Origin of the sequence: Variovorax sp. V93 (assembly GCF_041154485.1) — a bacterium.
In the GTDB taxonomy this organism is placed as follows: Bacteria; Pseudomonadota; Gammaproteobacteria; order Burkholderiales; family Burkholderiaceae_C; genus Variovorax; species Variovorax beijingensis_A.
In genome coordinates this window covers 1,189,434-1,211,384 of record NZ_AP028670.1, presented here as the reverse complement: position 1 = coordinate 1,211,384, position 21,951 = coordinate 1,189,434, and the positions used below count along the sequence as shown (strand labels likewise).

General features: G+C 68.9%; 19 protein-coding genes. 6 read left to right on the top strand and 13 right to left on the bottom strand.

Features of this window, described 5'->3' with window-relative positions; translation table 11 throughout:
* Positions 1–42: 42 nt before the first annotated feature.
* Genes ACAM54_RS31795 through ACAM54_RS31785 form a run of 3 tightly spaced genes read right to left on the bottom strand, consistent with a single transcriptional unit; the run spans position 43 to position 3,847 of the window.
* Positions 43–1,776 carry a styrene monooxygenase/indole monooxygenase family protein gene (locus ACAM54_RS31795; protein ID WP_369651059.1) on the bottom strand — a complete coding sequence of 578 codons (1,734 nt, stop codon included), beginning with the start codon at positions 1,774–1,776 and terminating at the stop codon, positions 43–45.
* A gap of 12 nt (positions 1,777–1,788) precedes the next feature.
* Positions 1,789–3,027 carry a styrene monooxygenase/indole monooxygenase family protein gene (locus ACAM54_RS31790; RefSeq protein WP_369651060.1) on the bottom strand — a complete coding sequence of 413 codons (1,239 nt, stop codon included), beginning with the start codon at positions 3,025–3,027 and terminating at the stop codon, positions 1,789–1,791.
* Positions 3,028–3,055: 28 nt separating this feature from the next.
* Positions 3,056–3,847: an SDR family oxidoreductase gene (locus ACAM54_RS31785; RefSeq protein WP_369651061.1), complete on the bottom strand. Its 792-nt coding sequence runs from the start codon at positions 3,845–3,847 to the stop codon at positions 3,056–3,058.
* Positions 3,848–4,029: 182 nt separating this feature from the next.
* Here ACAM54_RS31785 and ACAM54_RS31780 point away from each other — a divergent pair, with 182 nt between their 5' ends.
* Positions 4,030–5,028, top strand: coding sequence for an AraC family transcriptional regulator (locus ACAM54_RS31780; RefSeq protein ID WP_145747784.1), 999 nt, complete (start codon positions 4,030–4,032; stop codon positions 5,026–5,028).
* An 11-nt stretch (positions 5,029–5,039) separates the two neighbouring features.
* On the opposite strand, the gene ACAM54_RS31775 is transcribed toward ACAM54_RS31780, so the two are convergent.
* The 6 genes from ACAM54_RS31775 to ACAM54_RS31750 form a co-directional block, all read right to left on the bottom strand.
* On the bottom strand, positions 5,040–5,309 hold the full coding sequence (locus tag ACAM54_RS31775) for a zinc-binding dehydrogenase (RefSeq protein WP_369651915.1): 270 nt from the start codon (positions 5,307–5,309) through the stop codon (positions 5,040–5,042).
* Positions 5,212–6,642, bottom strand: a complete 1,431-nt coding sequence (locus tag ACAM54_RS31770) for an aldehyde dehydrogenase family protein (RefSeq protein WP_369651062.1) — start codon at positions 6,640–6,642, stop codon at positions 5,212–5,214. Before ACAM54_RS31770 ends, ACAM54_RS31775 begins: the two co-directional genes overlap by 98 nt.
* A 13-nt stretch (positions 6,643–6,655) precedes the next feature.
* The gene (locus ACAM54_RS31765; protein ID WP_209501872.1) at positions 6,656–7,678 is read right to left on the bottom strand and encodes an alpha/beta fold hydrolase; all 1,023 of its coding nucleotides are present in this window, start codon (positions 7,676–7,678) and stop codon (positions 6,656–6,658) included.
* 188 nt (positions 7,679–7,866) lie between these two features.
* Entirely contained in the window at positions 7,867–9,621 is a 1,755-nt protein-coding gene (locus ACAM54_RS31760; protein ID WP_369651063.1) for an IlvD/Edd family dehydratase, read from the bottom strand.
* 134 nt (positions 9,622–9,755) lie between these two features.
* Entirely contained in the window at positions 9,756–10,574 is an 819-nt protein-coding gene (locus ACAM54_RS31755; RefSeq protein ID WP_369651064.1) for a class I SAM-dependent methyltransferase, read from the bottom strand.
* Positions 10,575–10,678: 104 nt separating this feature from the next.
* Positions 10,679–11,443, bottom strand: a complete 765-nt coding sequence (locus tag ACAM54_RS31750; RefSeq protein WP_369651065.1) for an IclR family transcriptional regulator — start codon at positions 11,441–11,443, stop codon at positions 10,679–10,681.
* Positions 11,444–11,626: 183 nt separating this feature from the next.
* Here ACAM54_RS31750 and ACAM54_RS31745 point away from each other — a divergent pair, with 183 nt between their 5' ends.
* The 4 genes from ACAM54_RS31745 (at position 11,627) to ACAM54_RS31730 (ending at position 15,325) form a co-directional block, all read left to right on the top strand.
* Positions 11,627–12,619, top strand: coding sequence for a Bug family tripartite tricarboxylate transporter substrate binding protein (locus tag ACAM54_RS31745; protein ID WP_369651066.1), 993 nt, complete (start codon positions 11,627–11,629; stop codon positions 12,617–12,619).
* Between the two features lie 14 nt (positions 12,620–12,633).
* On the top strand, positions 12,634–13,605 hold the full coding sequence (locus ACAM54_RS31740) for a D-2-hydroxyacid dehydrogenase family protein (protein WP_307698814.1): 972 nt from the start codon (positions 12,634–12,636) through the stop codon (positions 13,603–13,605).
* Between the two features lie 147 nt (positions 13,606–13,752).
* Positions 13,753–14,028, top strand: coding sequence for a hypothetical protein (locus ACAM54_RS31735; RefSeq protein ID WP_369651067.1), 276 nt, complete (start codon positions 13,753–13,755; stop codon positions 14,026–14,028).
* A 208-nt stretch (positions 14,029–14,236) separates the two neighbouring features.
* Positions 14,237–15,325: a helix-turn-helix transcriptional regulator gene (locus ACAM54_RS31730; protein WP_369651068.1), complete on the top strand. Its 1,089-nt coding sequence runs from the start codon at positions 14,237–14,239 to the stop codon at positions 15,323–15,325.
* 19 nt (positions 15,326–15,344) lie between these two features.
* Here ACAM54_RS31730 and ACAM54_RS31725 read toward each other — a convergent pair whose 3' ends face one another.
* The 4 genes from ACAM54_RS31725 to pedF form a co-directional block, all read right to left on the bottom strand.
* Complete coding sequence (locus ACAM54_RS31725; RefSeq protein WP_369651069.1) at positions 15,345–15,797, bottom strand: hypothetical protein; 453 nt, start codon at positions 15,795–15,797, stop codon at positions 15,345–15,347.
* Positions 15,798–15,919: 122 nt separating this feature from the next.
* Positions 15,920–17,914: an acetate--CoA ligase gene (gene acs / locus ACAM54_RS31720; RefSeq protein ID WP_369651070.1), complete on the bottom strand. Its 1,995-nt coding sequence runs from the start codon at positions 17,912–17,914 to the stop codon at positions 15,920–15,922.
* Positions 17,915–18,000: 86 nt separating this feature from the next.
* On the bottom strand, positions 18,001–18,864 hold the full coding sequence (locus ACAM54_RS31715; protein WP_369651071.1) for a substrate-binding periplasmic protein: 864 nt from the start codon (positions 18,862–18,864) through the stop codon (positions 18,001–18,003).
* 9 nt (positions 18,865–18,873) lie between these two features.
* Positions 18,874–19,368 (bottom strand): cytochrome c-550 PedF, encoded by a 495-nt coding sequence (pedF, locus tag ACAM54_RS31710; RefSeq protein WP_145747756.1) that lies wholly within the window; start codon positions 19,366–19,368, stop codon positions 18,874–18,876.
* A gap of 280 nt (positions 19,369–19,648) precedes the next feature.
* On the opposite strand from pedF, the gene ACAM54_RS31705 reads away from it, so the two are divergent.
* Positions 19,649–21,757 (top strand): sigma-54-dependent Fis family transcriptional regulator, encoded by a 2,109-nt coding sequence (locus ACAM54_RS31705; protein ID WP_369651072.1) that lies wholly within the window; start codon positions 19,649–19,651, stop codon positions 21,755–21,757.
* Positions 21,758–21,951 lie beyond the last annotated feature (194 nt).

The following is a 21,951-nucleotide window of genomic DNA, read 5'->3' as shown; positions in this document are numbered from 1 at the left end:
CGGGTTTCTCCGTTCAAGGGTTGGATGGTGCGGGCCGTGCGCTCACTGCACGCATTCCGGGTGCCGTGTCGTCACCTGGTAGTAGCCCGAATGAAAGACCAGCGGCTCGCCGTCGAAGCGGTCGTAGCGCTCGACCTCGCCGATGAAGATCAGGTGGTCGCCGCCGTCGTACTGCTTCACGTTGCGGCAGACGAAGCGGGCGATGACGCCGTTGAGCAGCGGCACGCCGGCGGTGCCCTCGCAGCAGTCCACCCCGCCGAACTTGTCCGCCTGCGGCGTCGAGAACTGGCGCGACAGGTGATGCTGATGCGCCGCCAGCACGTTGATCGCGAAGTGGCTGGCGCCGGTGAAGTCGCCCACGCTCGGCGCCTGCCGCGCGAGGCTCCACAGCACCAGCGGCGGGTCCAGCGAGACCGAGGAGAACGAGTTGGCGGTCATGCCCACGCGGCGGCCGTCGATGGCGCGGGTGGTGATGACAGTCACGCCGGTGCTGAACTGCCCGAGCGCCTTGCGGAAGTCGCGCCGGTCGAAGCGGTCGACCACGGCCTCGCGCGCCCGAGTTTCCAGGAAGCGGTCGGCCTCGACGGCATCGAACCACCAGGGCGCGAAGGCACGCGGGTCGTCGAAGCCGTTGACGATGGTGCTCGCCACGGCGGGCATGTGGGTCGCGCTCTGCAGCAGCTTCTGCATGTGCGGCTTCGGCGTGGCGAGCAGGCTGTGGGTCCAGTCGGTGGCCCAGCGGGCATAGCCTTCCCAGTAGCGGTCGAAGGTCTGCTGCATCCAGGCGGCGTCGAACGGTGCATCGCCGTTTTCGAGGATACGCTTCAGGTAGATGTCGGCGCACTTGGCCGCGTTGTTCGCGCCCTGCCCCGTGATCGGGTCGTTGAGCACCACCGCGTCGGCCAGGCCCAGCACCTGACGGCCCGAGGGCAAGGTGGCCACGGGCTTGCGCACCGTCGGCGCGAAGCGGCCTGCGAGGATGCCGTTGTCGTCGGTCAGCTCGATGTCGGCGCAGCGCTCGGCCTCCCAGGGCAGGAAGGTCTCGAGGATCCATTGGCTGCGCGCGAGGTGCTCCTGCGGCGTCTTCACGTCGGCCCAGCAGTCCATCGGGCCGCCCGGCACGGCCTCGAACACCATGATCTCGCAGGGCCCTGTCGTCGTCAGCGCCGGGAACACGAAATATTCGCCGACGCCGGGAACCAGGTTGAAGCACACGCGCGCATACGGCAAAGCGGGCTTCATTCCCCTCACATAGGTGAGCGCCAGTGCGCGCTGCGGCTGGTCGAATGGCGAGCGCTGCGCGTCGCGTTCGAACAGTTGCGAGATCTCGCCCTTGCCGCTGGCAACGACCACGAGATCGTGCGTTGCAGCGCAGGCTTCCAGGTCGGCGAGCCCCATCTCCTGCAGCACCAGCCGGCCGCCGCGCTTCTCGAACTCGGCCATCCAGGCCGGTATCTTGAGCCGCTGGTCGACCGACTGCGCGGGGCCGTCGAGCTTCGCGCTCCATTCGATGGCCTTGCCGCCCTCGGGGTTGCGCACCGCCATGCCGATGCCCTCCACGACGGGGCACTCGCCTGCCCACCAGTCCAGCCCCAGCTCGCGCTCGGTCTGCAGCGCAGTCTCGAACATGCACTGGCTCGACATCACCGGCCCCTCGAAGATCTCCCTTGCCGTGCGATTCGAGAAAACCGTCACCTCGTGCCCCGCGCGCTGCAGGCCGAGCGCAAGCTGCATGCCGGATTGCCCGGCGCCGACGATGGCCACGCGTCGCTTCATGCTGGCTCCGGCTTATGCGACTGCCGCGCAGGTTTCGATGTAGCGCTCCGCTTCCGCGGGATCCGCAAACCACGGGAAGAAGGTGCGCGGATCGTCGAAGCCGTTGGCAAAGGCGCTGGCCAGCGGCGGCACCGCGCCGGCGCTGCCGAGCAGCTTGAGCACATGGTCTGGCGGCGGCGCGAGCAGCATGTTGGTCCACTGCGTGACCCATTGCGCGTAGCCGAACCAGTAGCGGTCGAAGGTCTGCTGCATCCACGCCGCATCGGCCGCGCCGTCGCCGCGCGCGAGGATGCTCTTCAGATAGGTGTCGGCGCACTTGGCCGCGTTGTTGGAGCCCTGCCCCGTGATCGGATCGTTGAGCACCACCACGTCGGCCAGTCCCAGCACCTTGCGGCCCGAAGGCAAGGTGGCCACGGGCTTGCGCACCGTCGGCGCGAAGCGGCCCGCGAGGATGCCGTTGTCGTCGGTCAGCTCGATGCTGGCGCAGCGCTCGGCCTCCCAGGGCAGGAAGGTCTCGAGGATCCACTTGCTGCGCGCGAGGTGCTCCTGCGGCGTCTTCACGTCGGCCCAGCAATCCATCGGCCCGCCGGGCACGCCTTCGAACACCATGATCTCGCAGGGGCCCGTCGTGGTCAGCGCCGGGAACACGAAGTATTCACCCACGCCGGGAATGAGGTTGAAGCACACGGCAGAGAACGGCTCGCGCGGCTTCATCCCCTTCACGTAGGTCAGCGCCAATGCGCGCTGCGGCTTGTCGAAACTGGACTTGTGGGCATCGCGCTCGAAGAGCTTCGAGATCTCGCCCTTGCCGCTGGCGACGAGCGTGAGATCGTGGCTCAGGGTGCAAGCCTCGAGTTCGTCGATGCCCGCGTCCTTGAAGACGAGTTCGCCGCCCCTCTTCCGGAACAGGTCCATCCAGACCGGGATCTTCACGCGCTGGTCGACCGACTGCGCGCTCGAATTCAGCCGCGCGCTCCAATCGATGGCCTTGGCGCCCTTCTGCTCGGGATGCGGCACGGCCAGCCCGATGCCGTCCACCGTGGGACAGTCGTGTGCCCACAGGTCCAGGCCCAGGTCGCGCTCGATCTGCAGCGAGGTGTGAAACATGCACTGGCTCGACATGACCTTGCCGCGGCGGATGTCCTCGCCCGTGCGGTTGCTGAACATCGTGACCTCGTAGCCTGCGGCGAGCAGCCCGAGCCCCAGTTGCAGGCCCGACTGGCCCGCGCCGACAATCGCGATTCGCTTCATTGCTTGCTCCTTGATGCTCCGTTGGGAGCTAGTCCATCAACCTGGGAATGGCGGGCACGGCCTGCTCGGGGCCCATGGCGGCATAGCCGCCGTCCACCGCGTAGTCGGAACCCGTCACGAAACTCGCATGGTCCGAACACAGGAACAGCACCACCTGCGCCACCTCGTCCGGATCGCCGACACGCCCGAGCAGATGGAACGGCGCGGCCACGCGGTCGGTCTTGGCGCGGTCGCCGCCGCTGAGCCGGTCCATCACGGCCGACCATGTCCAGCCCGGCGACACGCTGTTCACGCGGATGCGGTCCGGCGCCAGGTCCATCGCCATGTTGCGGGTGAGCTGCGCCATGGCGGCCTTGCTCACCGGATAGAGCCAGCGCCCCGTCTGCGCCACGCGCGAGGAGATGCTCGTGAAATTGACCACCGCCCCGCCACCGGCCGCGACCATGTGCGGATGCACGGCCTGCAGCATCGCCACCGCGCTCGCCACGTTCACGTTGAACGAAGCGAGCCAGTCGGCGCGCGGCGACTTGAAGCCGTCGTCCAGGTAGGAGCACGCCAGGTTGATGAGAAAGTGCACAGCGCCGTGCCGCGCGGCGGCCTCGGCCACGCAAGCCTGCACCTGCGCGTCCTCGGTGATGTCGGTGCGCACGAAGCGCGCGCCGGCGCCGAGCGAATCCGCCAGCGCCTGGCCGTTGGCGGCATCGATGTCGGCGATGACGACCTTCGCACCCGCCGCGTGCAGCGCGCGCACCACGCCGGCGCCTATCAGTGTGGAGCCACCGGTGACGATGGCGCTCTTGCCCTCGAGTCCCTTGAACATGGCGCTTGCTCTCCTCGGTTCGGTCAGGCAGGCCGGGATGGCCTGTGTGGGAGCGAACGTTACGAGGCCGCGGGCCTTCGGCGCATCCCGCAAACGCAGCGCCTGTCCCTGGCGCGCAGGTTTTTGCGAGGGCTGGTCCGAATTGTGGCTGGGGATGGTTTTTGCTAGGGTGGCCTCGCCCCATGGAAACCGCCACGATCCCATCGCTGCCGCTGCAGCGCTACCGGCTTTTCGAGAGCCACGACATGGACGAGGCCCGCGAAAGCGTGGCCCGCGTGTTCTGCCCGCACGGCCTGGTCATGCTGCGGCCCGGCACCGAGCTCGACGCCTGCCACCACAGCGCGCGGCTGCATCGGGACGTGAGCCTCAACTACGTGCAGTACGGCCCGGGCGTGCAGATCGACCCGGGCTACCTGCAGGATTTCTTCCTGCTGCAGATTCCGTTGCGTGGCGGCGCCGAGATCCGCTGCGGCGCGCAGCACGTGGACGCGAATCCGCGCCTGGCCTCGCTGCCTTCGCCGACCGAGCCGCTGTCGATGCGCTGGGCCGACGACAGCCCGCACCTGATCGTGCGGCTGGCCCGCTCCGCGCTGCTCTCGCGGCTCGAATCGCTGCTCCAGGCCCCCCTCAGGCAGCCGTTGGTGTTCGACCTCGGCGTGCCGCTCGACGACCCCGCGCTGGCGCCGGTGGTGCACTTCATCGACTACCTGCGGCTCACGCTCGATACCGGCACCGCGCTGCAGGCCGGCAGCCGGCTGGCCGAGCATGCCGAGGAATACCTGATGGCCAGCTTGCTGATGTCCGCGGCGCACAACCATTCGCGCGCGCTGGCCGGCGACGCCCAGCGCAGCCTGCTGCCGCGCGTGGTCCGCAGGGCGCAGGACTACATGGCGGCGCACGCCGATCAGCCCTTGTCGCTGGCCGACGTTTGCCGCGAAGTCGGTTGCAGCGCGCGTGCGCTGCAACTCGCGTTCCGTCAGCATGCGGGCATGGGCCCGATGGAATTCCTGCGCGAGCAGCGCCTCGACAAGGTGCGCGCCGAGCTGCGCATGCCGAGCCATGCCGGCGTGCGCGACGTCGCGGCGAAGTACGGTTTTCTTCACATGGGCCACTTCGCGGCGCAGTACCGCGCCCGCTTCGGCGAGCGGCCGTCGGAAACCCGGGCACTGCGCGCCGCCTGACCTCCTCGGCCTCAGGGCACCAGCAGCAGCTTGCCCGTGGTCGCGCGGCTGGCCATGTCGGCATGGGCCCGCGCGGCATCGGCCGGCGGATACACGCCGCCGATATGGACCTTGAGCTTGCCTTCGGCGATCCAGCCGAACAGCCGCGCGGAGTGCACCACTGCTTTCATCGCTTTTCCTTTTTCACGCCATGCCATCCGCGAGGGCGATGGTCTTCGGCTCCAGGAAAGCCTCCATGCCGAAGACGCCGAACTCCCGGCCGACGCCCGACTGCTTGGCACCACCAAAGGGCGCGGCCAGCTCGGGCGCGATGCGATTGACCAGCACGGTGCCCGCCCGCAGCCGCGAGGCCACGCGCAACGCACGCTGCGCGTCGGACGAGAAGACATAGGCCTGCAAGCCGTACGGCGAGTCGTTCGCGATGTCGATGGCTTCGTCCTCGTCGCCATAGCCGATCATCGAGAGCACCGGTCCGAAGATCTCCTCGCGCGCGATCTCCATGTCGTTGCGCACCTCTGCAAACACGGTGGGCCGCACGAACCAGCCCCTTTCAAGACCGTCCGGCCGCCCCTCGCCGCCGGCCACGAGGGTTGCGCCCTGCGCCAGGCCGCGGCGGATGAAGTGCTGCACGCGATCGAACTGCGCCTGGCTCGCAAGCGGCCCGACCGCGGTGGCGGGGTCGCGCGGATCGCCCACGCGCAGTGCGGCCACTGCCGCCTGCACCTGTTCAACAGCAGCCTTCATGTGCGTCCGCGGGATCAGCAGGCGCGTGCCCGCCACGCAGGCCTGGCCGTTGTTCATGAAGGCGGCATTCAGCGCCAGGGGCAGCGTGGCGGCCAGGTCGGCGTCCTCCAGCACCAGCGTGGCCGACTTGCCCGAGAGCGCGAGGCTCACGCGCTTCATGGTTTCGACGCCCGCGCGCGCAATGAGCTTTCCGGTCTGCGTGGACCCGGTGAACGAGATCTTCGCGATGCCCGCACTGGTGGCGATCTCGTCGCCCACATCGCTGCCGCGCCCGAGCAGCACATTGAAGACGCCGGGCGGCAGGCCCGCATCGTGCAGCGCCTCGGCCACGGCCTGCGCCTGCAGCGGGCCCAGCTCGCTCGGCTTGACGACCGAGGCGCAGCCCGCGGCGATGGCCGAAGCCAGCTTGCTGCAGATGCTTCCGGCGGCGGCGTTCCAGGGCGCGATGAGGCCGGCGACGCCGACCGGCTCCATCACCACGGTGGCCTCGCCCAGGCGGCGCTCGAAGGCATAGTCGTGCAGCGCCCGCGCCGTGGTGGCGAAGCACTGCGAGGCGTAGTTGCTGACCCACTGCGAGCGGGCCAGCGGACCGCCGTACTCCTCGATGGTGGCCTCGCGGATCTGGTCGGTGCGCGCCAGCACCGCGGCCTCGAGGTGCCGGAGCATGTCGATGCGCTGCGCCCTGGTGCTTCGCGCGAGCGCCGGCTGGGCGCGGTTCGCCGCGGCAATGGCGCGCTTCGCATCCTCGCGGTTCGCCAGCGTCGCCGTGCCGATGGGCCGTTCAGTGGCGGGGTTGCAGATCTCCAGCCGTTCGCTGCCCTGCACGGGCACGAAGGCGCCATCGATGTAGGCCCGGTCGATGTTCCACATGGGGACCGCCGCCTCAGCCGCGGGCCACGTCGACCACCGCCTTGGCAAAGGCCTCAGGCGCTTCCTGCGGCAGGTTGTGGCCGATGCCACCGCTGACCAGCCGATGCTCGTAGGTTCCCGAGAACTTCTTCGCGTAGGTGCCGGGCTCCGGATGCGGCGCGCCGTTGGCGTCGCCCTCGAGCGTGATGGTCGGCACGCCGATCACCGGCGCCTTGGCCAGCCGGTCCTCCAGCGCCTGGTACCTGGCCTCGCCCTCGGCCAGGCCCAGGCGCCACCGGTAGTTGTGGACCGTGATGGCCACGTGGTCGGGGTTCTCGAAGGCCACGGCGCTGCGCTCGAACGTGGCCGCATCGAAATTCCACTTCGGCGACGCGAGCTGCCAGATGAGCTTGGCGAAGTCGTGCCGGTTCTTCTCGTAGCCCGCGCGGCCGCGCTCGGTTGCAAAGTAGTACTGGTACCACCACTGCAGCTCGGCCGCAGGCGGCAGCGGGTTCTTGCCGGCCTGCTGGCTGCCGATCAGGTAGCCGCTGACCGACACCAGCGCCTTCACGCGCTCGGGCCACAGCGCGGCCATGATGCAGGCCGTGCGCGCGCCCCAGTCGCAGCCGGCCACGGTGGCGGTCTTGATCTTCAAGGCGTCCATCAGCGCGATGATGTCCACCGCGACCACCGACTGCTGCCCGTTGCGCGGCGTGTGGGCCGACAGGAAGCGCGTGCTGCCGTAGCCGCGCAGGTACGGGACGATCACGCGGAAGCCCGCGGCCGCAAGCTGCGGGGCGACGTCGACGAACATGTGGATGTCGTAGGGCCAGCCGTGCAGGAGGATCACGGGGGCGCCGTCGGCGGGGCCCGCTTCGTGGTAGCCGATGTTGAGCGAGCCCGCGTCGATGCTCTTGAGTGGCTCGAGGCGCCGGAGGGTCGATGTGCCCGCGGATTGGGCAAAAGCGGGAACGATCGAGGTCAGCTGGGTGGCAGCGAGGCCGAGCGCCGCCTTGGCGAGGAACGAACGGCGCGGCAACGGGGGCGAAACAATCATTGAAATCTCCTGGAATCCGAAGTGGTGGAGCGATTGTTCTGCCCGGAAGCGGCCTGGCGACGGTCCTGCGTATGCCTGTGTATCTGGGCCCGCTTCGCCGACAATAAATTTCAATTGCAGGCGCGCGAACGGGTAGCGCGCATCGTGGATGTGGCGATGGCAGTCGCGCGTGTTCGGCTGCCTCCACGCTAGCGCGGCACCTTGCCGACCATCCTGGCGGCTCGCAGAAAGTCGAAGTCCACGCCCAGGTCGGCCTGGGTCACCGTCTGCAGGAACAGCTTGCGGTAGCCGCGCTCGGCCGTCGGTGCAGTGACCGGGGACTCCTGCGCGCGCCGGGCGAGCTCTTCCGCGGACACCAGCAATGCGATCTCCCGGCGCTCGACGCTCAAGCGGATGCGGTCGCCATTGCGGACATGGGCCAGTGGGCCGCCGGCCGCGGATTCGGGCGTGACATGAAGCACGATGGTGCCGAACGCCGTGCCGCTCATGCGGCCGTCGGAAATCCGCACGATGTCCTTGACGCCGGCGCGGGCCAGCTTGCGCGGGATCGGAATGTAGCCGGCCTCGGGCATGCCCGGCGCGCCCTTGGGGCCGATGTTCTTGAGCACGAGCACGTCCTGCGCCGCGACGTCGAGCGCGTCGCTGTCGATGCGGCGGACCAGATCTTCGATGTTCTCGAATACCACGGCCCGCCCCTCGTGCTCCATGAGCTTCGGGTCCGCGGCGGACTGCTTGATGATGGCGCCGCCCGGAGCGAGATTGCCTCGCAGCACGGCCATGCCGCCTTGGGGGTAGACCGGGTTGCCGATCGGCCGCACCACCGTCTGCCGGAAGCCAGGGCCCGCGCGCTCCAGCTCCTCGCCGAGCGTGCGGCCGGTGACGGTCATGGCGCCAAGGTGCAGCAGCGGCTTCAGTTCGCGCAGCAGGGTGGCCATCCCGCCCGCATGATGGAAGTCCTCCATGTACCACTGGCCCGATGGCTTGAGGTCGAGCAGCACCGGCGTTTCCCGCCCCATGCGGTCGAGCGCGGCCAGATCGGTCTCCAGGCCCATGCGCCCGGCGATCGCCGCGAGGTGCACGATGCCGTTGGTCGAGCCCCCGATCGCCAGCAGCACCCGCATCGCGTTCTCGAAGGCCTCGGGCGTCAACACCTTGTCGATCGTCAGGCCGGTGCGTGCCATCTGTACCGCCTGGGCCCCGGTCTGTTCGGCAATGCGGATGCGGTCCGCCGTCACGGCCGGCGGCGATGCGCCGCCCGGCACGGTCATGCCCAGCGCCTCGGCAATGCACGCCATGGTGCTGGCCGTTCCCATCACCGAACAGGTGCCCACGCTCGCAACCAGCTGGTTGTTCACGTCGGCGATTTCCTCCGCATCGATCTCGCCGGCGCGGTACTTGCCCCAGTAGCGCCGGCAGTCGGTGCAGGCGCCCACCCGTTCGCCGCGATGGCCGCCCGTGAGCATCGAGCCCGTGATCAGCTGGATCGAGGGAATGCCGGCCGAAGCTGCGCCCATCAGCTGGGCCGGCACGGTCTTGTCGCAGCCGCCGATCAGCACGACGGCATCCATGGGCTGGGCGCGCACCATCTCCTCGGTGTCCATCGACATGAGGTTGCGCAGGTACATGCTGGTCGGCGCGGCAAAGCTCTCGTGGATCGAGATCGTCGGGAAGTCCATCGGCAGGCCCCCCGCCAGCATCACGCCCCGCTTGACGGCCTCGACGAGCTGCGGTGCGTTGCCATGGCAGGGGTTGTAGGCGCTCCCCGTGTTCGAGATGCCGATCACCGGACGGTCGAGCGCCGCGTCGGTGAAGCCCGCGCCCTTGATGAAGGCCTTGCGCAGGAACAGCGAGAAGCCCTGGTCGCCATAGCTGGTGAGGCCCTTGCGCATGCCGGAGCCGTCGGCTGCATCGTCGGGCTCGAAAGGAGATTTATCGTCGGTCATGCTTGCGTTACCTTTGTGCTGTGCATCGGGACTTCCGGCCTCATTCGTCCGCCTGGATGTGGGCCGCAGTGATTGCACCGCCCCGGTCGCCGACGCTCACCTGCTGTCCCGGCGTGGGCGCGATATCCGGCCGATTACGCCGGTCCCGACGCCACGATCACGTGCGCCTGGATCTTGCCGGCCACCGGGCCTTCGCCATGGCGGCTGGCGATCGCCTCCGCCGCGCGGTCCGTCGCGAGTTGAAGCAGGCTGGCGTCGCGCGCCTCGATCTCGTTGCGCAGCGGCGTTCCTTGGCAATAGGCGGTGGCCACCTCGCGGGCCGAAGGCGAGCGGCTCTGCTTCTCGCGCGTCTGGATATCGATGTCTGTGAATCCTGCGCGGCTCAGATCCTCGCGGATCAGCGCCACATCGTGATAGCCGTGCGGCGTGCGGGCGAGAAACCGCGGCGGGTCGTGTGGAAACACCGCGGCGACGGCGTTGGTGACCTCGTCGGCAAAGGCGTTCTCCTCGATGCGGTCCCAGACATTGAAGACGAATCGCCCGCCCGGCCTCAGCACGCGGCGCGCCTCGGCATAGCCCGCGGTCCGGTCGGGAAAGAACATCGCGCCGAACTGGCAGCAAACGACGTCGAACGAGGCATCGTCGAACGGCAGGTGAAGTGCGTCCGCCTGCCGCCACTCGATGCGGCTGTCGGGGCCCTGCCGGCTGGCGGCGTAATCGAGCATGGGCTGGTTGAGATCGGTCACCACGTAGCGCGCGCCGGCGCCGAGCCTCGGTGCCAGCGCCCGCGTGACCACGCCGCTGCCGGCCGCCGTTTCGAGCACCGCGCCGGGCGAGGAGGCCGCGGCAAGCGCCGCCATGTCGGCGGCATAGGCCTCGAAGATCAGCGGGACCATCAGCGTGTCGTAGAACTTCGGGATCGAACCCGCGAACACCTTGTCGCTCTCAGCCATGAGATCTCCTTGAAGTTCCGGACGGCGGCCTTGCCATGGTGGACCTGCATGCCAGCCTCGTCAACGCCGTCCTGCAGGCGCCTCTCCATCATCCGACGAACGGCCTACGCCAGGCTGCCGCCACGCGCGATGAATTCGCGGGTGATCTGCTCGCCGAGCGCCAGCAGCGGCGCACCCAGTTCGAGCGCCACCTCATTCGCTGGCTCGCTGGTGGACAGGCTCGCATTGAGCACGTGCACGCGCTCGTTCGGAAGCGCCAGCGGCATGGCCAGCGCAACGATCTCGGGCTGCCACGAGGCCACGCACCAGCCGCGGCGGCGCACGCTCTCGATGGCCTTGTCGATCTCCCTGCGAAGCCGCGGCCAATTGCTGCGACGCGCCTCGAACTCCTTCGTGAGTTCGGCACGCCGCGCCGCCGGCGCCGTTGCCAGCCAGGCACGGCCGAGCGAGGTGAGCTCGATCGGCACGCGCTGTCCGCTCACCACGCTGCGCAGCGACGCCTTCTTGTTGTAGCGGATCGATTCGAGGTAAAGCATCTCGGAACGATCGGCAACCGCGAGCCCGACGTTGATGCGCAGTTTCTCGGCCAGCGCCCGCATCCGCGGGGCCGCCACCTGCAGCACGGTGGAGCCGGTGCGCATGGCGTGCGCGAAGCTCAGCACCGGCGCCGCGAGCCGGTAGGCGCGCGCGATCCGGTCGTGTTCGAGCAGGCCCGCGCCGACCAGCGTCTGCGTCAGGCGGCTCACGGTGGCTGGCGCCAGGCCGGTGCGTTCCGCGAGCTCGCCGTTGCCCAGCAGCGTGGAGCCGGGCCGGAAGGCACGCAGGATCTCGATTCCGCGTTCGAGCGAGCGGTTGGAGGGTGTGGGCATTCGATGTCTCCTCGCGGCAGCCCTTCAATTCCATGCAGTGGAAGAAGGCAGGTGCGCTGGCGGAGTATGCGTCCTAAGCTTGGAACACACCGGCAAGCGGGATTGAGAGTCCTCCGCGCGCGACGCAGACGGCTTGGCCGTGCTCGCCCCTTGATCCGATGCATGACAAAAAATGGAGACACCATGAACCCGAATCGCATGTCGCGCCGCGGCTTCAACGCCGCTGCGGGCGCCGGCATCGCGCTCGCGGCCTTGAGCCCGCTCGCGAACGCGCAGTCCGCCTTTCCGTCGAAGCCGATCCGCATCGTCGTGCCCTTCGCGGCCGGCGGCCCGACCGACCTGATGGCGCGCGCCATCGCCAGGAACATGGCCCCCAGCCTCGGCCAGCCGGTGATCGTCGACAACAAGCCCGGCGGCGGCGGCGTGATCGGCATGAGCGAGATCGCCCGCGGTCCGGCCGATGGCTACGCGATGGTCTTTCCCTCGATCCTCGCGGTCACCAATCCGGCGCTGATGCCGAACTATCCGTTCGACACGCTGCGCGACTTTGCACCGCTCACGGTGGTGGGCTTCATTCCGCATGCGGTGGTGGTGAAGCCGGACTTCCCTGCCCGGAATCTGCAGGAGCTGGTCGAGATGGCCAAGGCCAGGCCCGGCAGCCTTTCCTACGGCTCCTCGGGCAACGGCACCTCTGCGCACCTGGGCGCGGCATTGTTCGTGCAGCGCGCCGGCATCCGCGCGGTCCATGTGCCCTACCGAGGCGCCGGTCCGGCGGTGCAGGACCTGCTGGGCGGCCAGATCCAGTTCATGTTTCTCGACATGAGCTCGGCACTCGCGCAGATCAAGGCGGGCAAGCTGCGCGCGCTCGCCGTCGCGCCCAAATCGCGCTTCACCGGCCTGCCCGATGTGCCGACCGTCGCCGAGCAGGGCTATCCCGGCTTCGACGTGCATGGCTGGTACGGGCTGCTGCTGAAGGCCGGCACGCCGGCACCGGTCGTGCAGCGGCTCTATGCCGAAGTCAGGCGCTCGCTCGATGCGCCCGACGTGCGCGAGATCTTCCAGGCCCAGGGCATCGAGCCCGGCGGCATGCCGCCGGCCGACTTCACCGCGCTGATCCGCGACGACCTCGCGCTGTGGAAGCGCACGGTCGAGCAGTTGAACATCACCCTGCAATGAAGGAGCGCCGCCCCATGCGCATCGTCATCCCCGACGACTACCAGGACTGCGTCCGCACGCTCGACTGCTTCGGCAAGCTCGACGGACACGAGGTCCGCATCTTCAACGACACGGTGAAGAGCACCGACGAACTCGCCGCGCGCTTCGCGGACGCCGAGGCCATCGTGCTCACCCGCGAGCGCACGCGCATCGATGCGGCGCTGCTCGAGCGCCTGCCCGGACTGCGTCTCATCAGCCAGACCGGCAAGCTGGCGGGCCACGTCGATCTTGCGGCCTGCACGGCCCGCGGCGTGGCGGTGGCCGAAGGCAGCGGCGCAGGTTCGGCCACCGCTGAACTGACCTGGGCACTGACGCTGGCAAGCCGCCGGCATCTGGTCGAGGAAGCCACGCGCCTGCGCCAGGGCCGGTGGCAGGGCCACCTGGGCCAGCAGCTCGGCGGCCAGCGTCTGGGCGTGTGGAGCTATGGGCGCATCGGCCGCCAGGTGGCCGCCTACGGGCGCACGTTCGGCATGAAGGTCTGGGTGTGGGGACGCGAGGGCTCGACGTCGGCGGCACGCGCGGACGGCTTCGAAGTGGCGCCCTCGCGCGAGGCCTTCTTCGCACAGAGCGACGTGATCAGCCTGCACGTGCGGCTCAACGAGCACACCCGGGGCATGGTCTCGGACGAAGACCTGGCCCGCATGAAGACCAGCGCCCTGCTGGTGAACACCAGCCGCGCCGAACTGGTCGCGCCCGGTGCGCTGGAACGGGCGCTGGCGGCGGGCCGCCCGGGCTTCGCGGCCGTGGACGTGTTCGAGGAAGAGCCCGTGCGCGCAGGCGAGCATCCGCTCCTGCATCTGCCCAACGCGCTGTGCACGCCGCACATCGGCTATGTCGAGCGCGACAACTACGAGCGCTACTTCGGCATCGCCTTCGACCATGTCAACGAGTTTGCCGCAGGGCGCTTGAAGGACGCGCTCAATCCCTCGGTCCTGCGCCCGGCCTAGGACTCGTCTGCGAGGGGCGGTGGCGGACACGGCCGATCGACTTATTCTGACTCCCGCGGCGGCATTGAATGTGACAAATTCACATTCAACCATTCCAAGCGGACGGCATGCGAGGGCATCCCCTCGAGCCGGCCATCGGAGAACCAAATGCCGCTCTTTCTGCTGTTGAGGCTGCACCGGGTGCAGCTGCCCGTCCGCGTGACCGATCCGGAGGAAGTCCGGCAGGTCTCGATGCTTCTGGCCATCGGCCTGATCGAGGCCGAGTTCGCCGCCGTCAAATCGCGGGCGCGGCAAGCCGTATGGCAGGTGGCTACGGTGACCCGCATCACGGAAGAGGGCTTCGCCGAGATCGCCAGGGCGGGCAAGGTGCCCGAGCCGGCGCAGACCTTCATTCGATTTCCCGGGGGATTGCGATTGCTGTGACCTGATCGGCACCGGCAGTCATCGATCGACCGCCGCCCACCACCGCAAGGTCGCGCGACGATGGCCTCGGGCGCATCTTCCTGCATCCGGTGTTCACTCAAACGAGTGATACCCATCCGAAACCGTTTCCGCGATATTCCCGGTTGCGGGTTGCCTTGGCGGCGCAGGCGCGCGGATCGAGGCAATCTTTCCTTCAGGAGGAAAGCCCATGCAGCCTGACCCCGAATTGCGCAGCGCGCTCGAAGCGGTTCACCACCTCTCGGATCCCGACCCTCCGTGGTCCGCCATCCTTTCGACGGCCAACCGGCTGGTGGGAAGCGATGCGGCCGTGCTGATCGTCTTCGCGGGCACCCGCGTGGTCGATGTGCAGCAGTCGGGCGCCGATGCTGCCGCGGTGCGCGACTATGCGGCGCACTTCCATACGGAAGACGTCATGACCCAGCCGAACGTGGCCAAGGTCGAAGGCTCCTGGCTGGACACGCAAGTCCTTCTTCCCGAGCCGCGGCGCGAGCGCAATGCCTACTACGTCGACTTCATGTGCAAGCACCGCATGCGGCAGCTCTTCTCGTTCATCATCGAGAACGGTCCGGACAGGAGAACGAGTTTTGGATTCCAGCGCGCATCGGCGTGGGATGGGCTGTCTTCCTTTCTCGCGAGCGAGCGGATCCGCACCTACAGCGGGGCGGTGCAGCTGGCGACGCAGCGGCGCCGCGCGCAGGCGGCTTCCTGGCTCGCGGCCACCGATAGCACCTTCGACGCATTGGACGAGGCGAGCTGCCTGGTCCATGGCACGGGCCAGGTGGTGCACGCCTCTCCCGCCGCGAAAGCCATCTTCGACACGCGGGGAAGCGTCGTCGTCCAGGGCGCGCGGCTCTCGCATCCGAATGCCGGGGAGCGCGAACGGTTGCTGGCGGCGGTGCTGCGCGCCGCCAGGGCTGGCCGGGTCGAACGGCTCGCTTTCAAGGACAGCCGATGCGGCGGTCCGCTGCACGTCGAGTTGACGTGCGCCAACCCCGCGCTGCGCTTCGGCAGGGAGCCCATGGTTTTCGTCCGGCTGCGGCGCGCCGCCACGGGCCTCCTGGCAAGCCCCGAGCTGCTGTCGCAGGCGCTCGACATCACGCTGGCCGAAGCGCGCGTGCTGCATGCGCTGGCCACCGGTGTTTCGTTGAACGACTTTGCGCGGGGCCGCGGCGTTTCCATCCACACCGTGCGCAAGCAGGTGGCCACGATGATGGTGAAGATGGACTGCACGAGGCAGGTGGACCTGGTGCGTGCCGCCCTCCTCGTGGGTCAGTGACCGCCGTTCCGCCGCTCGGCTAGGAGTTTGTCCGGGTCAAGGTCGCGACGGCCGTGAATCCCCTGGACAGCGACTCGGCCTTGAGGGTGCCATCGGGCTGCAGCTGGTAGGTGAACGTGATTGGCGAGCGCTGTTCGAAAGAGAAACTCAGCTTGCCATCCGCGATGCGCGCCGTGGTGCGCCGATGGAAGGCGGGAAAGCGGCTGTGGTCGCCCTGTGCATAGACGACCGTCGCGCCGTCTGCCGTCACGCTTTCCACGACGAGCACCGTTTCCTGCTGCTGGCCGCCGGCAAGTCCGCGCCATTTGCCCGACCATTTGCCGGAGAACGCGCGATGCGGTTGCGCAACGTCCGGACCGGGCGGCGTGATGGCAATATCGGCCGGCAGCGGCACCGATGAGGATGAAGTGGAAGAAGCCGCGCATCCAGCCAGGAGCGCGAGCGCCAGCGTCAACGTGAAGAAATGCTGCACGGCAGGTCCTTTCCTTGTCGATGGAGATTCTCGGCGCGCGCAGATGCTGGCACATCATCAGTTTGAGTGATGCCTTCCGCTGCATCGCATGCCAGGCATCCGGACAGCCAGGCCGCCGCGCCTCAGTTCCTCTGCGCCAGCTGTTCCAGAATCGCCGGATTTTCCAGCGTCGAGATGTCCTGCGTGATGGCCTCGCCCTTGGCGATGCTGCGCAGCAGGCGCCGCATGATCTTGCCGCTGCGCGTCTTGGGCAGGTTCTCGCCGAAGCGGATGTCCTTGGGCTTGGCAATGGGGCCGATCTCCTTGGCCACCCAGGCGCGCAGCTCGTTGGCGATCTGCCTGGCCTCTTCGCCGGTCGGGCGGCCGCGCTTGAGCACCACGAAGGCGCACACCGCCTCGCCCGTCACGTCGTCGGGCCGCCCCACCACCGCCGCCTCGGCCACCAGGTCGGTCTTGGACACCAGCGCCGATTCGATCTCCATCGTGCCCAGGCGGTGCCCCGAGACGTTGAGCACGTCGTCGATGCGCCCGGTGATGCGGAAGTAGCCGCGGTCTTCGCTGCGCACCGCGCCGTCGCCGGCCAGGTAGATGGTGCCGCCCATCTCCTCGGGGAAATAGCTCTTCCTGAAGCGCTCGGGGTCGTTCCAGATGGTGCGGATCATCGAGGGCCAGGGCCGCTTGATGACCAGCATGCCGCCGGCGCCGTTGGGCAGGTCCTTGCCGGTCTCGTCGACGATCGCGGCCGCGATGCCCGGCAGCGGCAAGGTGCATGAGCCCGGCACCAGCGGCGTGGCCCCCGGCAGGGGCGTGATGATGTGGCCGCCGGTCTCGGTCTGCCAGAAGGTGTCGACGATCGGACATTTCTCATGGCCGATATGGCGGTGGTACCACATCCAGGCCTCGGGGTTGATGGGCTCGCCCACCGAGCCGAGGATGCGCAGGCTGTCCAGGTTCCAGTTCTTCGGGTGCACCTTCTCGTCCGATTCGGCGGCCTTGATGAGCGAGCGGATGGCGGTGGGGGCGGTGTAGAAGACGCTGACCTGGTGGCGCTCGATCATCTGCCAGAAGCGCCCGGCGTGCGGGAAGGTGGGGATGCCCTCGAACACGACCTGGGTGGCGCCGGCGGCCAGCGGGCCGTAGGCGACGTAGGTGTGGCCGGTGATCCAGCCGATGTCGGCGGTGCACCAGAAGATGTCCTCGGGCCGGATGTCGAAGGTCCAGTCCATGGTGAGCCGGGCCCACAGCAGGTAGCCGCCGGTGGCGTGCTGCACGCCCTTGGGCTTGCCGGTGGAGCCGGAGGTGTAGAGGATGAAGAGCGGGTGCTCGGCGTTCACGGGGACGGGGGCGTACTCGGTGCTCTGGCCGGCCAGCGCCTCGGCGAATGTCTTGTCGCGGCCCTCGACGCGGCGCCAGGCGCTGGGGGTGCGCTCGTAGACGAAGACGGTCTGGATGGATTCGCAGCCGCCCAGGGCGATGCCGTCGTCGACGATGGCCTTCAGGGGCAGCTCCTTGCCGCCGCGCAGCTGGTAGTTGGCGGTGATGACGGCCACGGCGCCGGCGTCGATGATGCGCTCCTGCAGGGCCTTGGCGGAGAAGCCGCCGAACACGACGCTGTGGGTGGCACCGATGCGCGCGCAGGCCTGCATGGCGACCACGCCCTCGATGGTCATGGGCATGTAGATGATGACGCGGTCGCCCTTCTCGATGCCGGCGGCCTTCAGGGCATTGGCGAACTGGCTCACGCGCGCGAGCAGTTCCTTGTAGCTGACGCGGGTGACGGCGCCGTCGTCGGCCTCGAAGACGATGGCGGTCTTGTGCTCGACGGGGGTGCCGATGTGGCGGTCCAGGCAGTTGGCGCTGGCGTTGAGTTCGCCGTCGCCGAACCATTGGTAGAAGGGGGCGTTGGATTCGTCGAGGGTGCGGCTGAAGGGCTTGGTCCAGCTCAGGTTCTCACGCGCCAGGCGGCTCCAGAAGCCTTCGAAGTCCTGCTCGGCCTCCTGGCACAGGGCCTCGTAGGCGGCCATGCCGCTGATGCGCGCGCCGGCGCTGGCACGGGCGTCGGGCGGGAACACGCGGTTCTCGACCAGGACGGATTCGATGGGATTAGGCAGGCTCATGGGTGTTCGGACGCATCGTCCGTCGTTGGGTGGTGGTTGTGGGTGTCCGCTGGAATGCGCTAGGTCGATTGCCATGGTTCGCCGGTTCACGGCGCCTGCCAGGCGACGTTTCCTCCTTCGAACATCGTGCGCAGCCGCCCGCTCTGGACCAGTGCGTTGACGCTGGCCTGCAGCGCCTGCGCCAGGTCGGTTGCGTCCTTCTTGACTGCCATGCCCACCGCCCAGCCGTTGCGCTGGATGCGCGGCGAGGGCAGCGGCGCAATGGCAAAGCGCGCGTCGCCGCGCAGCACCGATTCGATCTCCGATGCGAGCCCCGCGGCCGCGGCCACTTCGCCGCGCTGCAGGGCGCGCGCGGCCTCGGCGCCGTCCTTGGGCTGGGTGTCGAGCTGGTCGCGGTAGGCGCCGTTGTCGGCGCCGATCATGAGCCAGCCCGCGAGCGTCTTGCCGGACACGGCCACCTTCGCATCGCCGAGCGCCGAGAGCGTGTCCAGCTGCGGCAGGCGGTCGAGCCGCCGCGCGAGCACCACGCGCTCGCGGTAGTACGGCGCGAAGATGAGCGCCTGCGGCGTCTCGTCCATCAGCGGGCGGTCGACCGGCACGTGCAGCAGCGCGTCGGCCGGGCCGAAGCCCAGGTAATGGCCGCGCCACACCATGTTGCGCAGGTCGTCGCCCATGTTCTCGTCGGCCAGGAAGGGCAGCAGCGAGAGCTTCACGTCGAGTGCGCCGGCCAGCGCGCGCGCCAGCTCGATGTCGATGCCCTGGCCGGCCACGTGGAACGGCGGCATGTCCTGGTAGATCGCCACGCTCAGCGTGCCCCGCGCGCGGATCCGGTCGAGCGCGCCCGCGCGTACCGTGCCGGCGAGCGCGGCCACGCCGGCTGCCGCGGCCCACTGCAGGCAGGCGCGGCGCGAGAGCCGCGGGAAAGAAGAAGAAGGAGGAGATGTGTGCATGGCCGCGGCTCACATCGGCTTGTCGCGCCGCGTCTCCAGATACGACTTGATCGACCAGATCGCCTCCTGGTTCATGGTTCCTTCGAACGGCGGCATGTAGACGGCGCCGTTGCGCGTGCGGCCGCGCCGCACGGTGGTGAGGAAGAAGTCGTCGATCTCCTTCACGCAGGCCGCCTTGCGCGCGGCGTCCTTGAGCGAGGCGCAATCGTTGTCGAGCTTGCGCAGGTCGGGCGCGATGCCGCCGGAGATGGCGTCGATGCCATGGCAGCGCGCGCAGTTCTGGTTGTAGGCGGAGGTGCCGATCGTGATGGCCCCGCTGTTGCCGCGGAACGGGTTCTCGGCGCGCCACTGCTCGCCCAGCTTCGGCAGCGAAGAGGTGTCGACGGCCTGCGGCGTGACGTCGCCATGGGCCCGGGCAGCGCCGGAAAGGGCCATGCCCAGCACTGCCGCGGCCAGCACGGCGCGGGCCAGGGGCCGCAGGGTTCGTGGATCGGGATTCATCATGTCGGGTCTCCGTTGTGGTGATGGGGGAACCCGCACAAATCTGCAATCGCTATGCCAACGGCCATTGCTTCAAGCGGGAACACAACTTGCCTTGTGCTGTAGCGTCCCGGTCGCGGATGGTGCCCACAAGGGCCGGTTGCTGTGGCATCCTTGCCGTCGCAGCGCCGGGACGGAACACCTGGCCCCGAGGGGTGTTCCAAAATGAAGCGACCAGTGAACAGCATTCGAACTGGCCAGAGACAAGTCGCCCGCACCAAAGAAGCGGGCCAGGAGACAGCAGATGGTTGATGCCTTTCATGCCCCAGCCAGCCCTCCCCATGGCTGGACCCCGCCGTCGGCGCTGGCCGTCGCGCCTCCCCGAGCCGGCCGCAGCGAACTGATCCAGCAGTGGCACGAGCGCTGCGCCGCGCTGGGCCTGTCGCGCGTGGAGCGGCCGGACTTCGACCCGCTGCGGCGCAGCGACCTCGCGGTGGCGCGCGAGCGCAACCAGCGGCTGTTCACGCATGCGGCGCCGGTGATGGAGATGCTGCTCGAGCAGATCGTCGACACCGACAGCATGATCGTGCTGGCCGACACCACCGGCACCATCCTGCACTCCGTCGGCGACGACCGGTTCCTGCAGCGCGCCAACAAGGTGGCGCTCACGCCGGGCGTGAGCTGGGCCGAGCATTCCAAGGGCACGAACGCCATCGGCACCACGCTGGTCGAGGAGACGCCGACGGTCGTGCATGGCGGCGAGCACTTCATCCACGCCAACAACTTCCTCACCTGCTCGGCCGCACCGATCTTCGATCCGCGCGGCGAGATGCTGGGCGTGCTCGACGTGACGGGCGACCAGCGCTCCTACCACCAGCACACCATGGGCCTGGTGCGCATGTCGGCACGCATGATCGAGAACCAGTGGTTGTCGGACGACTACGGCAACCGCCTGCGGCTGCACTTCCATGGCCGCGCGGAGTTCATCGGCACGCTGCTCGAAGGGATCATCGTGGTGGGCGCGGACGGCAAGATCCTGGGCGCCAACCGCAGCGCGCTGGACCAGCTCGACATGAGCATTGCCGCGCTGCGCATGCAGAGCCTGCCGAGCCTGTTCGGCATCACGGCCTCGGCCGTGTTCGACCACTTCCGCGCGCCGCTGCCCACGCCGATGATGCTGCACGCGGCCAACGGGCAGCAGTTCCACGTCAGCGCCCGCTTCAACGGGCCGCAGCGCGCGGTGGTGCTGGACATGCCCGTGACCTCGGTGGAAGCGCGCATGTCCACGCCCGCCCACGATACCGCCGCCGCGGCCGCGCGGCCGCCCTGCCCGTCGGCGCAGGTCCCCTTCTCCGGCCTGCGCTACCTCGACACCGGCGACGCGCAGATCGCGGCCACGCTGCAGAAGGTGCGGCGCGTCATCAACCGCGACATTCCGCTGCTCATCCTCGGCGAGACCGGCACCGGCAAGGAGCTGCTCGCACGCGCCGTGCACCAGGACTCGAACCGCGCCCGGCAGCCCTTCGTGGCGGTCAATTGCGCGTCCATCCCCGAATCGCTGATCGAGGCCGAGCTGTTCGGCTACGAGGACGGCGCCTTCACCGGCGCGCGCCGCAAGGGCGCGGTCGGGCGCATCGTGCAGGCCAACGGCGGCACGCTGTTCCTGGACGAGATCGGCGACATGCCGCTGGCGCTGCAGGCGCGGCTGCTGCGGGTGCTGCAGGAGCGCAACGTCACGCCGCTGGGCAGCCTCAAGTCGATTCCGGTGGACATCGCGGTAATCGGCGCCACCCACCGCAACCTGCGCGAGATGATCGATGCGGGCACCTTCCGCGAAGACCTGTACTACCGCCTCAACGGCCTGGTGGTGCGGCTGCCCGCGCTGCGCGAGCGCAGCGACCTGGACGTGGTGGCGCGGCGCATCCTGCTGGCCGAATGCCCGCAAGACACGCCCGGGATCGAGGCCTCGGTTCTCGCGCTCTTCAAGGCCTATGCCTGGCCCGGCAACCTGCGCCAGCTGGCCAACGTGCTGCGCACCGCCGCCGTGATGGCCGCGGGCGAAAGCCACATCTTCGAGCACCACTTGTCGGACGACTTCCTGGAGGATGTGCGGCGCGCGCGCCCCCAGGCCGCAACACCGGCACCGGCACCGGCGCCCTCTTTCGCACCGGACCCCGCTCCGATGCAGACAGCCTACGCCGCCGTGGCCGAGCAAGCGCCGCAAGCCGCGCAAGCCGCCGAACCATCGCCCGCTGCCGACCCGAGCGCCCCGCGCACGCTCGGGGAAGCCGAGATCGAGATGATCCGCAGCGCCCTTGCGGCGGCCGACGGCAACATCTCGGTCGCCTCCAAGCGCCTGGGCATCAGCCGCAACACCATCTACCGCAAGCTGCGCTGGAACAAGGCCGACTGACACAGGCCATGCGAGGGCCCGGGGGAAACCCTGTGCCAGCGTCGCACGGTGCTGTACCAGCCTGGAGCAGTTCGCGCGGGGGGCGCTTTTTCCGGGCCGTTTTCTCGGGGTATCCCAGGGCAATCCCGTGCCTGCGGCGCGCTTCGCGCAGCGCGCCGCGCAGGCATGCGACTTGCGCCATGCCGCCCGTACAG

Bases quoted from the DNA above. Each gene is read 5' to 3' on its own strand.
- ACAM54_RS31795 (WP_369651059.1), bottom strand. From the start codon at position 1,776: ATGAAGCGACGCGTGGCCATCGTCGGCGCCGGGCAATCCGGCATGCAG.
- ACAM54_RS31790 (WP_369651060.1), bottom strand. From the start codon at position 3,027: ATGAAGCGAATCGCGATTGTCGGCGCGGGCCAGTCGGGCCTGCAACTG.
- ACAM54_RS31785 (WP_369651061.1), bottom strand. From the start codon at position 3,847: ATGTTCAAGGGACTCGAGGGCAAGAGCGCCATCGTCACCGGTGGCTCC.
- ACAM54_RS31780 (WP_145747784.1), top strand. From the start codon at position 4,030: ATGGAAACCGCCACGATCCCATCGCTGCCGCTGCAGCGCTACCGGCTT.
- ACAM54_RS31770 (WP_369651062.1), bottom strand. From the start codon at position 6,642: ATGTGGAACATCGACCGGGCCTACATCGATGGCGCCTTCGTGCCCGTG.
- ACAM54_RS31765 (WP_209501872.1), bottom strand. From the start codon at position 7,678: ATGATTGTTTCGCCCCCGTTGCCGCGCCGTTCGTTCCTCGCCAAGGCG.
- ACAM54_RS31760 (WP_369651063.1), bottom strand. From the start codon at position 9,621: ATGACCGACGATAAATCTCCTTTCGAGCCCGACGATGCAGCCGACGGC.
- ACAM54_RS31755 (WP_369651064.1), bottom strand. From the start codon at position 10,574: ATGGCTGAGAGCGACAAGGTGTTCGCGGGTTCGATCCCGAAGTTCTAC.
- ACAM54_RS31750 (WP_369651065.1), bottom strand. From the start codon at position 11,443: ATGCCCACACCCTCCAACCGCTCGCTCGAACGCGGAATCGAGATCCTG.
- ACAM54_RS31745 (WP_369651066.1), top strand. From the start codon at position 11,627: ATGAACCCGAATCGCATGTCGCGCCGCGGCTTCAACGCCGCTGCGGGC.
- ACAM54_RS31740 (WP_307698814.1), top strand. From the start codon at position 12,634: ATGCGCATCGTCATCCCCGACGACTACCAGGACTGCGTCCGCACGCTC.
- ACAM54_RS31735 (WP_369651067.1), top strand. From the start codon at position 13,753: ATGCCGCTCTTTCTGCTGTTGAGGCTGCACCGGGTGCAGCTGCCCGTC.
- ACAM54_RS31730 (WP_369651068.1), top strand. From the start codon at position 14,237: ATGCAGCCTGACCCCGAATTGCGCAGCGCGCTCGAAGCGGTTCACCAC.
- acs (WP_369651070.1), bottom strand. From the start codon at position 17,914: ATGAGCCTGCCTAATCCCATCGAATCCGTCCTGGTCGAGAACCGCGTG.
- ACAM54_RS31715 (WP_369651071.1), bottom strand. From the start codon at position 18,864: ATGCACACATCTCCTCCTTCTTCTTCTTTCCCGCGGCTCTCGCGCCGC.
- pedF (WP_145747756.1), bottom strand. From the start codon at position 19,368: ATGATGAATCCCGATCCACGAACCCTGCGGCCCCTGGCCCGCGCCGTG.
- ACAM54_RS31705 (WP_369651072.1), top strand. From the start codon at position 19,649: ATGGTTGATGCCTTTCATGCCCCAGCCAGCCCTCCCCATGGCTGGACC.